This is a genomic window from Nakamurella sp. PAMC28650, from assembly GCF_014303395.1.
GTDB lineage: Bacteria > Actinomycetota > Actinomycetes > Mycobacteriales > Nakamurellaceae > Nakamurella.
Genome location: NZ_CP060298.1, coordinates 468,161 through 481,478, shown reverse-complemented (window position 1 = coordinate 481,478; position 13,318 = coordinate 468,161). Strand labels below are relative to the sequence as shown.

The window sequence follows — 13,318 nt, the reverse complement described above, 5'->3', positions numbered from 1 at the left end:
CGCATGACGACGACAGCACCAGTGGGGCAGCCGGGTGGATCGGGCACCGACGGCACCGCGGTCGACAAGGGATTGAAGGGCGGGTCGCTCGGGCTGGTCGGCAGCGTCGTCGTCGGAATGGCATCGACGGCACCGGCCTACTCCCTGGCCGCCAGCCTCGGTTTCATCGTCGCGAGTGGTGGCGCACTGCTCGCCGGGGTGAAGGCGCCGGCCATCATGTTGCTGGCCTTCATCCCGATGTACTTCATCGCCGTCGCCTACAAGGAGTTGAACGAGGCCGAGCCGGACTGCGGCACCACCTTCACCTGGGCGACGAGGGCCTTCGGCCCGATCGTCGGTTGGATGGGCGGCTGGGGCATCATCGCCGCCGACGTCATCGTCATGGCCAACCTCGCGCAGATCGCCGGTGCCTACTCCTTCACGCTGGCCGACGACGTCGGCATCCACAACCAGCTGGCCAACAGCACGTTCTGGTCGACGGTGGCGGGCATCCTCTGGATCGTCATCATGACGTACATCTGCTACCGCGGCATCGAGGTCTCCGCGCGCCTGCAGTACGTCCTCCTGAGCATCGAGATCGTCACGCTGATCATGCTGGCGGTCGTCGCGCTGGTGAAGGTCTACTCGCACCACGGTGTGCCCGCCACCATCTGCCCCGATGGGATCAACGTCTGCGGATCCCTGACGCCGCAGCTGTCCTGGCTCTGGCCCGGTGGACTGTCCTTCGGCGGCGTCATCGCGCCCGCCGTGCTGACCGCGGCCTTCATCTACTGGGGCTGGGACACCGCGGTGGCCACCAACGAGGAGACCGCCGACCCCGGCCGGACGCCCGGCCGGGCCGCTGTCATCTCGACCGTCCTGCTGCTGATCACCTACGTGCTGGTCTCGGTGGCGGTGGTGGCGTTCGCGGGCACCGGGACCGACCCGACGGGCATCGGCCTCGGCAACGCGAACAACGCCACGGACGTGTTCTCGGCGATCGGGCCGGTGCTGTTCGGCGACAGCGTGCTCGGACACATCGGTCTCGGATTGCTGACCGTCTCGATCCTGACGTCCGCGGCGGCCTCCACCCAGACCACGATCCTGCCCACCGCCAGGACGGCACTGTCGATGGCGGTCTACAAGGCCCTGCCGACCAAGTTCGCACGGATCCACAAGAAGTACCTGACCCCGACCTGGGCCACCGTCGGGATGGGTCTGGTGTCCATCGCCTTCTACCTGGTCATCACCCTGATCAGCACCGATCTCCTGTCCGCCCTGATCGGCTCGATCGGTTTGCAGATCGCCTTCTACTACGGCCTCACCGGCATCGCCTGCGCCTGGTTCTACCGCCGGACGCTCTTCACCTCGGTCCGTCATCTCGTGATGCGGGGCGTCATCCCGTTGGCCGGCGGGATCTTCCTCTTCGCGATGTTCGTCTTCGCGATCCACAGCTACATCGCACCGGACTGGCTGACCAGCAGCAACCCCGCCGACCAGGCCGGCTGCGACACGGCCAACGCCGCACTGACCGCGGGTCAGGCGGCCACGAACGCCACGACCGCCTCGATCGCCGACCTGTCGGACAAGGTCACCGCAGCCTGCGCCGGCAACAACGTGACGATCTTCGGCCTGGGTGCGGTGGCGGTCGTGGGGATCCTGGCCCTGCTGGTCGGGTTCCTGCTCATCGCGCTGCAGTGGTGGAAGTCGCCGGCCTTCTTCCTCGGGAAGACCCTGCCACGGGCGTCGGCCGACCTGCTCCTGCTCGGTACCGAGGAAGAGGGCGTGCCCAGCACCCTTCCCGGCTCCGGCGAGCAGGCCACCGTGATCGCGCCCGATCTTTCCAACCTGCCCGCCGGGCAGATCGCGATCGATCCGGAGACCGGCGAGAAGTTCCGGAAGAAGGTGCCCTGACCCCGGGAATCAGCGACCCCCAGCAGGAAGACCTTCAGCAGGAAGAACAGGAACGCTCCGATGACGGGCACGGAGATGAACCTGATCGGCGGCGAGCGCCTGGCCGGTTCCGGGGAGGCCTTCCCGGTGCTGGACCCGGCCACCGGGCGGGAGGTCACCCGCTACCGGCTGGGTACGTCGGCGGACGTGGACGACGCCGTCACCAACGCCCGACAGGCCTTTGGGAGCTGGTCGAGGACGACGCCGGGGGAGCGGTCGGGGCTGCTCGCCAGGCTGGCTGTCGAGCTCGGTTCCAGGGCGGCCGAACTCGCCGAGGTGGAGACCTCCCAGACCGGCAAGCCGATCAAGCTCTCCACCGGGTTCGACGTGCCGGGCACGATCGACAACACCGCCTTCTTCGGTGGTGCGGCCAGGATCCTGGAGGGCAGTGCGGCGGGGGAGTACTCCGCCGACCACACCTCGATGATCCGGCGTGAACCGATCGGGGTGATCGGGTCGATCGCCCCCTGGAACTATCCGCTGCAGATGGCCGGATGGAAGATCCTGCCGGCCGTCGCGGCCGGCAACACCATCGTGCTGAAACCCTCTGAGATAACTCCGTTGACGGCGCTCCTGTTCGCCGAATCCGCTGCGGCAGCAGGATTCCCGGATGGCGTGATCAACGTCGTCAGCGGGACGGGGCCGGACGCCGGCGCGACCCTGGTCTCGCACCCCGACGTCGACATGGTGTCCTTCACCGGCTCGACCGCGGTCGGCCGTCAGGTGATGGCGGCCTGCTCCGCCCGTGCCGCCCGGGTACACCTGGAACTCGGTGGCAAGGCCCCGTTCGTGGTGTTCGACGACGCCGACCTGGAGGCCGCAGTGCATGGCGCCGTGGCGGGCTCGATGATCAACACGGGCCAGGACTGCACCGCCGCCACCCGCGCGTACGTCCATGAATCTCTGTTCGGGGCCTTCGTCGACGGGGTGGCCGACCTGCTGGCCGGTCTCGTCCTCGGCGACCCGATGGACCCGGCCACGGACATCGGGCCGCTGTCCAGCGCCCGGCACCGGGACAAGGTTTCCGAGATGGTGCACGCCGCGCGGACCCGCGGCGCGAGGGTGTTGCAACCGGGCAGCCTGCCCGGCAGTCACTCAGGCGGCGCGGGGCTCGCCCACGGCTTCTGGCACCTCCCCACCCTGATCACGGACGTGGTCCAGTCCGACCCGGTCGTCCAGGACGAGATCTTCGGCCCGGTGCTGACGGTGCTCCCGTTCACCGGCGACGACGAAGCCTTCGACCTGGCGAACGACTCGCCGTTCGGGCTCGCAGCCTCGGCCTGGACCACCAACGTCCACCGGGCGTTGCGGGCCGGTGCCGAACTCCGGGCCGGCACTGTGTGGATCAACGACCACATCCCGATCTTCTCCGAGATGCCGCACGGCGGATATCGGTCGTCCGGCTTCGGCAAGGACATGAGCGTCTACGCCCTGCATGAATATCTGCAGATCAAGCATGTGGCCATGGATCGCACGGGTGTTGCGCGCAAGCCGTGGCACCGAACCGTCTTCGGCATTTCTTACAGCTGAAGATCGGCCGGTCCCGTGCTCGGCGGCCGCCTCTGCATTGATGGCCCATTGATCACCCATTGTTCACGCCGGGGATGAAATATCCCGTGGTGTGACGTTCCATCGGCAGCCATCCGGGTCTGCGACCGTCGTTGTGTGGATCCCCAGGTGCGCAAACCCGCCTTACGGGGGTCTGCGGCGGCCGGCCGATTGTTGAACAATTCTTGGGGTTACTTTGCGTGAGTGGCATTTCCCCAACAGGTGGTTCTGGTGGAGAAGGAGTTGTCTGTCGGCTCGGCGCTGACGATCGGAGTCGGGCCGTCCGCCAGTGAGGACGACGATAAGCATTGCGGCACAACAGTAGTACCGAGTTCCTCGCGTGACGATCACCGGAAAGTTCATGATCATCAGCCTGGTTGCGCGTGCCGTGTATGTCCGTAGGGTCGCGAACAGGGGACCGTTGGAAGCATCCGACGGACCTGTGGTGGCTCAGCCGGTACGGGAGTAGAAAAATGGCGCATGCGCAGGCAACTTCGGGACGCTTTGTTTCACAGTCGGCGTTCGGGGTGATGCACCGAAAAGGATGGCGCCTGCGAGGACGTCGTATTCTTTCGGCCACCGTGACCGTGGTGTTGGTCGCCGGCACCGTGTTCGTCTCCGGGGGAATCGCCTCCGCCGCACCTCCCCCCGCCGCGCAGTCGCAGGGTCAATTCCTCTCCGGCACCGTGGGGGCCGGTAATCTCGCGAATCTCGCCTCGGTGGCGCCGGCGACGGCCTCGGCCCCGCCGGACACCACTAACGACGTTCCCCTCTCGGCGACCGCGCTGAACTCGGTGACGGTGGGTCTCGGCGGTGGCATCAATCTGCTGGGCACCGGCGCCAACCCCGGAATCCTCACCCTGGGCGCGGTCAACCAGTACGCCACGGCCGCGACCGCCGGCAGCTCGTACGCATCCTCCGGCGCGGTCGACAACTCCGGTGCCATCCAGATCGGCGCGAACGGGAGCGCCAATCCGGGGGTCGCCCCGGCGGACGCCACCCTGAACCTGGCCTCGGTCATCGCCGCCACCCCGGCCCTGAAGACGGCCCTGTCATCGGCCGTCGTCAACGTCGGTGCAGTGGCGGCCTCGGCCAACGAGACCGCGACGGGCACGCAGAGCGGTACCTACAAGATCGGTTCGCTCAGCCTTGACGTCACCAGCCCGCTGGTCGCCGGCATCTACACCCAGGTCAACTCCCTGGTCGGAACGGCGCTGGGTACCCTCAACGCGATTCCGCTGGTGTCGAACGTGCCGACCGCGTCAGAACTGCTGGCGCCGCTGACCACCATCACCTCCGCCGACGGCTCGATCACCGCCAACCTGCAGACCGGTGCGGTGCACATCGACATCCGCAAGATCACCGGCCTCAACCTCGACACGCTGGCCCCGAACACCAACCTGACGCCGGCGATCACCGCCGCGCTGACCACGCAGCTGCTGCCCGCCATCACCAAGGCGCTCACCGGCCCCGGTGGGTTCGTCGAGACGCTGACCGCGCGGCTCGGTCAGATCAAGGTAGCCGGCCTGCCGATCAGCACCGGCCTGTTGAACCCCGTTCTCACGGCTCTCACCAACGGTCTCAACCCGATCGTCTCCGGGCTCGGCGCCAACGTGATCACCCCGCTGGCCACCGCCCTCACCGGCCTCGTCACGCTGACCGGCAACGTGGAACCCGCGCTACCGAACACGGCTCCGACCTACAGCAAGGCCGCCCTGTCGATCGGCGTCGTACCCGCAGGCAACGCGGCCGTCGTCACGCTGGCCAGTGCGAGCGTCGGGCCGAACGCCGGCCCACCTGCACCGACCGCGACGAGCCTGGCGCCTGATCACGGCCCACTCACCGGCGGCACCACCGTGACGGTGACCGGCACCGGTTTCCTCACCGGCGCCACCACGGTTAATGTCGACGGAAACCCCCTGTCCGCCAACGTCATCAGTCCTACCACGTTGACCTTCACCACCCCGGCCCACGCCGGCGGTCAGGTCCCGGTCACGGCGAGCACGGCCGGTGGCACCAGTGCCCCGCTGCCGTTCACCTTCGGCCCGCCGACGATCGCCACGAACGGACTTTCCCCCAACCAGGGCTCGTCGGCCGGCGGTACCACCGTCACCGGCACAGGCTTCGTCGTCGGTGGCACGACGGTCAACGTCGGCGGGGTCAACCAGAGCGCGACCGCCACCAGCGCAACGACCCTGACCTTCGTCACCAAGTCGCACCCGGCCGGCCCGGTTCCGGTCACGGTGCAGACCAACGGCGGCACCAGCACTCCCGCCCAGACCTACACCTTCGTCGATCCGCCGACGATTGCGGTGAACGGGCTGTCACCCAACTACGGTCCGGCCGGCGGGAACACCACCGTCACCGTGACCGGAACCGGGTTCGTGGCGGGCAGCACGACAGTCGACGTCGATGGAGTCGGCCAGTCGGCGACCGTGACCAGCCCCACCACCCTGACCTTCGTCACCGACCCCCATGCGGCGGGCGGGGTCCCGGTCACGGTCACCACCGCCGGCCTCACCAGCGCGCCGCAGACCTTCACCTTCCAGGGTGTCCCGACCCTCACCGCGCTGACGCCCAACACCGGGCCCGACTCAGGCGGCACGGTGGTCACGGTGACGGGTTCCGGCTTCGCGCCGAGTGCGACCGTCAATCTGGACGGAGTCACGCAGCCCACCACCTTCGTCAGCGACACCACCGTGCAGTTCACCACCCCGCAGCATGCCGGCGGCCAGGCTCTCGTCACGGTGACCACCAGCGGCGGCACCAGCGGCCCGTTGCCCTTCACCTTCGGCCCGCCGACCATCAACATCACCGGGTTGTCCCCGAACCAGGGTCCGTCGGCCGGCGGCACGCAGGTCACCGTCACGGGTACCGGCTTCGTTCCGGGAGCGACGACGGTCAACGTCGACGGTCAGAACCAGGCCGCCGCTGCGACCAGCACCACGCATCTGACGTTCACCACGCTTCCCCACTCCGCCGGGCCGGTCGATGTGACGGCCCAGACGGCCGCCGGCACGAGCGCGCCGCAGACTTTCACGTTTTTCGACGGTCCGACGATCCTTGCGGTGAACGGCTTGTCGCCAGATCACGGCCCGGCCACCGGACTGACGACCGTCACCGTGACCGGCACCGGTTTCGTCATCGGCAACACGACGGTGAACGTCGACGGCCAGAGCCAGCCGGCTACCGCCACCAGCACCACGCAGCTGACCTTCGTCACGAAGGCCCATGCGGCGGGCGCGGTACCGGTCACGGTCACCACCCCGGGCGGCACCAGTGGACCGCAGATCTACACGTTCCAGGGCGTCCCGACCATCACCGCGCTGACGCCCGACTTCGGCCCTGACGCGGGCGGCACCTTGGTGACCGTCACCGGTACCGGCTTCTCGCCGGCCGCCACCGTCACCGTGGGCGGGACCACCGTGCCGGCCAACGTCGTCAACGACACCACTCTGCAGTTCTTCACCCCGCCGCACGCCGGAGGCCTGGTTCCGGTCACCGTGACCACCAGCGGCGGTGTCAGCGGTCCGTTGCCCTTCACCTACGGCCCCCCGACGATCTCCACCATCGGCGGTCTGAGCCCGAACTTCGGGCCGGTGGCCGGCGGCACCCTGGTCACCGTGACCGGTACCGGGTTCGTCCAGGGTGCCACCAGCGTCAACGTCGACGGTGTCAATCAACCGGCGGACGCCACCACGGACACCACCCTGACGTTCACCACCAACTCGCACCCCGCCGCACAGGTCCAGGTCACGGTGCAGACCGCGGCCGGGAAGAGTGGGCCGAGCAACTTCACGTTCCTCGACGTCCCGACCACAGCGAAGCTCTCGCCCGACAGCGGCCCCGTCGCCGGCAACACGACGGTGACGGTCACGGGGACCGGGTTCGTGACGGGTAACACGCTCGTGCTGGTGGACAGCGTGCCGTACGTCGGAACGGTGAGCAGCCCCACCAGCCTGACCTTCACCACCCCGTCGCATCCGGCCGGCCCGGCCGACATCACGGTGCAGACCCCGGGCGGCACGAGCACCCCGCCGCTGCCATTCGACTACCTGCCGGCCCCGACGGCGACGAGTCTGACGCCGACGTCGGGCCTGACCGCCGGTAATACCCCGGTGACCATCACCGGTACCAATTTCGTCGTCGGTGCCACGACGGTGACCATCGGCGGAAACGTCGTTCCCGCCGGCAATGTCACGGTGGGCAACGGCGGCACGACAGCTTCGTTCGCCACTCCGCCCCATGCCCTGGGTGCGGTCGACGTGACCGTGACCACTCCGGGTGGAGCCAGCACCCTGACGGCGGCCTACACCTACAACAACACCGCCGGTGCGGCGACGTTGGCACCGACGTCGGGTCCGGTGCTCGGTGGCACACCGGTGACCATCACCGGGACCGGTTTCGTGAACGGTCAGACATCGGTGAACATCGGTGGCAACACGGTCCCGGGCCGGGGCGGTGACCGTCAACCTCGGCGGCACCACGGCCAGCTTCTCCACTCCCGGCTACGCAGCTGGTCTGGTCTCCGTGGTCGCCTCGACGGTCGGCGGCCAGGACACGGTGCCCATGGCCTACACCTACCTCGACGTCCCGACGACGACGACGCTGTCGCCGACGTCAGGTCCGGTCGCCGGTAACACCTCGGTGACCATCGTCGGTACCGGGTTCGTGCCCGGTGCCACCACGGTGACCATCGGCGGGAACACGGTGATAGCGAGCGGTGTCGCCGTCAACGGTCTGGGCACCACGGCAACCTTCAACACTCCGGCTGATGCGGTGGCCGGCCAGGTCAACGACGTGGCGGTCACCACGGCGGGCGGCACCAGCACTCCGGGGCTGAGCTTCACCTACCTGGCCATCCCGACGGCGACGAGTTTGTCCCCGACGTCCGGCCCGATCGCCGGCAACACCCCGGTGACGATCATCGGCAGCAACTTCGTGCCGGGTGCCACCACGGTGACCATCGGCGGCATCACGGTGCCGGCGAACAAGGTCACGGTCGGCGGTAGCGGCACGACCGCTCTGTTCGCCACCCCCGCAGTCGGTGCAGCGGGCACGGTCGGCGTCGTGGTGACGACCGCAGGCGGTCCGAGCACTCCCGCCCTGTCCTTCACTTACCTCAACATCCCGGGGGCGACGAGTCTGGCGCCCACGTCCGGTCCGTTGTCCGGTGGCACCCACGTGACCATCACCGGTACCGGCTTCGTGGACGGTGCGACATCGGTGCAGATCGGCGCCATCACCATCCCGGTCGGTCAGGTCACCGTCGCCGGCGGTGGCACCACGGCCACGTTCTTCACACCGGCAGTAGCGGTGCCGGGCCTCGTCGACGTGGTGGCCACGACGGCGGGCGGCTCGACCACCCCGCCGCTCGGTTTCAACTACCTCCCCATCCCGACCGCGTCCGGCCTGTCGCCGGACTCCGGTCCGGTACTCGGCGGGACCCAGGTGGTGATCACCGGTTCCGGCTTCGTGTCCGGGGCGACGTCAGTGTTCATCGGCGGCCAGACGGTGCCGGCGGCGAGCGTCCAGGTGAACGGCAACGGCACCACGGCCACCTTCCCCACCCCCGGCCATGCCACGGGCACGGTCACCGACGTGGTCGTCAACACGGCGGGCGGCACCAGCACGCCTGCGCTGAGCTTCACCTACCTGCCGATCCCGGGGGCGACCAATTTGTCGCCGACCTCCGGTCCGCTCTCCGGTAACACGCTGGTGACCATCAACGGTTCCGGGTTCGTGGCCGGTGCCACGACGGTGACCATCGGCGGCATCCTGATCCCGCCGACCCTGGTGGGTGTCGGCGGCAACGGCACGGTGGCTACCTTCGCCACCCCGAGCTACCCGTTGGCCGGCCCGGTCGGCGTGGTGGTGACGACGGCGGGTGGACCGAGCGCCCCGCCGCTGATCTACACGTACCTGAACATCCCCGGCGCCACGAGCCTGGCTCCGACGTCCGGTCCGGTCGGCGGCGGGACCTCGGTGACCATCACGGGGACCGGCTTCGTGTCCGGTGCGACGTCCGTGAAGATCGGTCTCAACACGGTCCCGGCCGGCCAGGTGGCGGTGAACACCGCTGGGACCACCGCGACCTTCACCACGCCTGGCGCACTCCTTCCGGGTCTGGTGTCCGTCGTGGCCACGACGGCCGGTGGTTCGACCACCACGCCGCTCGGGTTCACCTACCTGCCCATCCCGACGGCGGCGAGCTTGTCGCCGCAGTCCGGTCCGGTCTCGGGTGGCACCCAGGTGACCATCGTCGGTTCCGGTTTCGTCTCCGGCGCCACAACGGTGACGATCGGTGGCAACACCGTCCCGGCAACGGGCGTGACGGTCAACGGCACCGGCACTTCGGCGACCTTCGCCACCCCGGCTCACCCGGTGGCGGGTCAGGTCAACGACGTGGTGGTGACCACGGCGGGTGGCGCCAGCACTCCGGCGCTGAGCTTCACCTACCTGCCCGTCCCGGCGGCGACGAGCCTGTCGCCGACATCCGGTCCGGTCGGCGGCAACACTCCGGTCACCATCACCGGCACCGGGTTCGTCAGCGGCGACACGACGGTGACCATCGGCGGCCAGAACGTTCCGGCGGCCCTGGTCACGGTCAACGGCACCGGCACCGGCACGACGGCATCGTTCCCGACACCGCCGCATGCAGCGGGTCTGGTCACCGATGTGGTGGCCACCACCTCCGGTGGCGCCACCTCGCCGCTGAGCTACACCTACCTCACCGCGCCCGGCGCGGCGAGTCTGGCACCGACGTCCGGTCCGGTCACCGGTAACACCCAGGTCACCATCACCGGTTCCGACTTCGTATCCGGTGCGACCTCGGTGACCATCGGCGCCAACACTGTCCCGGCGTCCGGGGTGACAGTGGCCAACGCCGGCACCACGGCCACCTTCAGCACGCCTGGCGTGTCGGCTCCGGGGCTGGTGTCCGTGGTGGCCACCACGGCCGGTGGCTCGACCACCACACCGCTCGGATTCACCTACTTCTCAGTCCCGACCACGACCAGCCTCTCGCCGGGATCCGGGCCGGTCCTGGGCGGAACCTCGGTGACCGTCGTCGGTACCGGGTTCGTTCCCGGGGCCACGTCGGTGACCATCGGCGGCGCAACGGTGCCGACAACGGGCGTGACGGTGAACGGCGCCGGCACCACGGCGACCTTCACCACTCCCGGTCACGCTGTCGGCACGGTGAACGACGTCGCCGTGACGACGGCGGGTGGCATCAGCACTCCGGGGTTGAACTTCAGCTACCTGCCGATCCCGACGGCGGCGACGATCTCGCCGCCAGTGGGCCCGGTCACCGGTAACACCCAGGTCACCATCACCGGTACCGGGTTCGTCCCCGGGGCGACGACGGTGACCATCGGCGCCAACGTCGTTCCGGCCACCGGGGTCACGATCACCAATGGCGGCGCCACGGCAACGTTCCTGACGCCGGCTCACCCGATCTCCGGTGTGGTCACCGATGTGGTGGTCACGACCGGAGGTGGCAGCAGTGCTCCCCCGCTCAGCTTCAACTACGTCGGTGTGCCGACGGCGGCGAGTCTGATGCCGACGTCCGGTCCGGTCGCGGGTGGCAACACCCTGGTGATCACCGGTACCGGGTTCGTCCCCGGCGGCACCACGGTGCTGATCGGTGGCAACACGGTCCCGTCCACGCAGGTCGCGGTCGGCAACGGCGGCACGACCGCCTCGTTCCCGGCGCCGGCCCACGCGGCCGGGTTGGTCAGCGATATCGCGGTGACGACGGTGGCGGGCACGAGTAGTCCGGCTCTGGCCTACACGTACCTCGCCGTTCCCACCACTGTCGGCCCGCTGAGCCCGGTCCGCGGCCCGGCATCGGGTGGCACGGTGGTCACCGTGTCCGGCACCGGCTCCGTGCCGGGGGCCACCACGGTCACCATCGGCGGGATCGTCGTGGGCCCAGGTGGTGTCACGGTCAACAGCGCCGGTACCTCGGCGACGTTCACCACCCCGGCCCACGGCCCCGGGGGCGTCGGGGTCACCGTCACCACCGGCGGCGGCACCAGCGCTCCGGCCCTGCCGTTCACCTACGACCGGCTTGCTGCTGCGAGTCTGTCGCCGGATCACGGTCCGGCCGGGGGCAACACCTCGGTGACCATCACCGGTACCGGATTCGTCCCGGGCCTGACATCGGTCACCATCGGCGGGGTCGCCATCCCGGCCGGCCTCGTGGCGGTCAACACGATCGGTACCACTGCGACCTTCACCACCCCGGCGCACGCTCCCGCAGGTGTCCTGGTCACCGTCACGACGCCGTTGGGGGGGACCAGCAATCCGCTGGGCTATCTCTACGAGCCCGTCGCGCTGCCGGGTACCTCGTGCGTCATCACCGGGATCAACCCGGCAACGGGTCTGGACGCCGCGACGGTGACGGTGCTGGCCAACGTCGGTATCAACACCCAGTTGGTGCCCTCGCTGTTCTCCGTGCTGGTCGGCAGCAGCACCGCGGGTCAGCCGACCCAGGTGACCCCGCTGGCCGGCGGCTTCCTGGAGGTCTCCACCAGCGTGCCGGTCGCCGTAGGTACCACGGCCGTCAGCTACCGGCTAGCACCCCAGCGGGCGGGGGTCTACAGCCCGGTGACGGGAGCCCAGATCCCGTGTACGGCGATCACGCCCATCCAGGCGGCGGCCGGGGCCTACCATCCCCTCGCGCCGTACCGCGTGCTCGACACCCGCAGCGGGCGCGGTGCCAGCCAGCCGATCGGCCCCGGTGGCACCCTGACGATCAGGGTCCGCGGTGTCGGCGGAGTGCCGGCACTCGGCCAGCCGCTGGGCAAGGGCGTCGCCACCGTGATGCTCAACGTGACGACCACCGACTCGTCCCAGGTCGGCTACCTCACGATCTACCCCGGCGGGACACGTCCGAACGCGTCCAGCATCAACTTCCCGGCGAGGTCGACCGTGGCCAACCTGGTGGCGGCCGCGGTGGCCTCCGACGGAACGGTGAGCATCTACAACGGCTCCACCGGCGTGACGGATGTGGTGGCCGACATCCAGGGCTACTTCTCCGACGGGCCGACGGTCGCTCCAGGGTCGTTCGTTCCATTGAGCCCGGCCCGCGTCCTGGACACCGCAACCGGGACGGGTGCACCGAAGGCGGCCGTGCAGTCGCGGAAGTCGATCACGGTGAAGGTCACCGGTGTCGGCGGGGTTCCGTCGACCAACGTGGCAGCGGTCACCCTGAACATGATCGTGGCGCAGGCGACCGGCCTCGGCTACATCACGGTCTATCCGTCGGACCCGAAGCCGTTCGTGTCGAGCCTCAACTTCTACAAGGGCGACACCGACGCGAACCTGGTGATCGTGCCGGTCGCGCCGGACGGGACGGTGACGATCTACAACGGCTCCACCGGTTCGGCGAGGCTGATCGCGGACGTCTCCGGCTACTTCCGCGGTGGCACCGCCGTGCTGGACGGCGAATTCGTGCCAGTCAGTCCCGGCCGGATCCTGGACACCAGGGTCGGCAACAACGTGAACGGCAAGGTGGCGGCGCACTCGGCCATCGCGCCGACGGTGTTGGGCCGCAACCGTATTCCGGCGATAGGGGTCTCGGCGATCGTCTCGAACCTCACCGTGACGAGCACCGTCGGCCCGGGCTTCATCACCGCGTACCCGGGCAATCCGCTGCCGTTGGCCTCGAACCTCAACTTCGTGGCCCATCGGGACCGGCCCAACGCGGTGATCGGCCGCGTCGGGACGGACGGGAAGATCCGGCTCTACAACGGTGCGGCCGGGCCGGTGGACCTGGTGATGGACGTGTCCGGCTACTTCATCAACAATCCGGCCAGATGATCGGTAGCCC

Annotated in this window: 4 protein-coding genes; all 4 read left to right on the top strand. The window is 69.1% G+C overall.

Going from position 1 to position 13,318, the window contains the following annotated elements:
- Positions 1–3: 3 nt before the first annotated feature.
- The 4 genes from H7F38_RS02140 to H7F38_RS25795 all read left to right on the top strand — a co-directional run bounded on the left by H7F38_RS02140 (position 4) and on the right by H7F38_RS25795 (position 13,308).
- Entirely contained in the window at positions 4–1,893 is a 1,890-nt protein-coding gene (locus H7F38_RS02140; RefSeq protein WP_222618384.1) for an APC family permease, read from the top strand.
- Positions 1,894–1,953: 60 nt separating this feature from the next.
- Positions 1,954–3,462 carry a gamma-aminobutyraldehyde dehydrogenase gene (locus tag H7F38_RS02135; RefSeq protein ID WP_187092644.1) on the top strand — a complete coding sequence of 503 codons (1,509 nt, stop codon included), beginning with the start codon at positions 1,954–1,956 and terminating at the stop codon, positions 3,460–3,462.
- A 599-nt stretch (positions 3,463–4,061) separates the two neighbouring features.
- Complete coding sequence (locus tag H7F38_RS02130) at positions 4,062–8,120, top strand: IPT/TIG domain-containing protein (protein ID WP_187092643.1); 4,059 nt, start codon at positions 4,062–4,064, stop codon at positions 8,118–8,120.
- Positions 8,050–13,308: an IPT/TIG domain-containing protein gene (locus H7F38_RS25795; RefSeq protein ID WP_255498384.1), complete on the top strand. Its 5,259-nt coding sequence runs from the start codon at positions 8,050–8,052 to the stop codon at positions 13,306–13,308. The genes H7F38_RS02130 and H7F38_RS25795 overlap by 71 nt, the downstream gene beginning before the upstream one ends.
- Positions 13,309–13,318 lie beyond the last annotated feature (10 nt).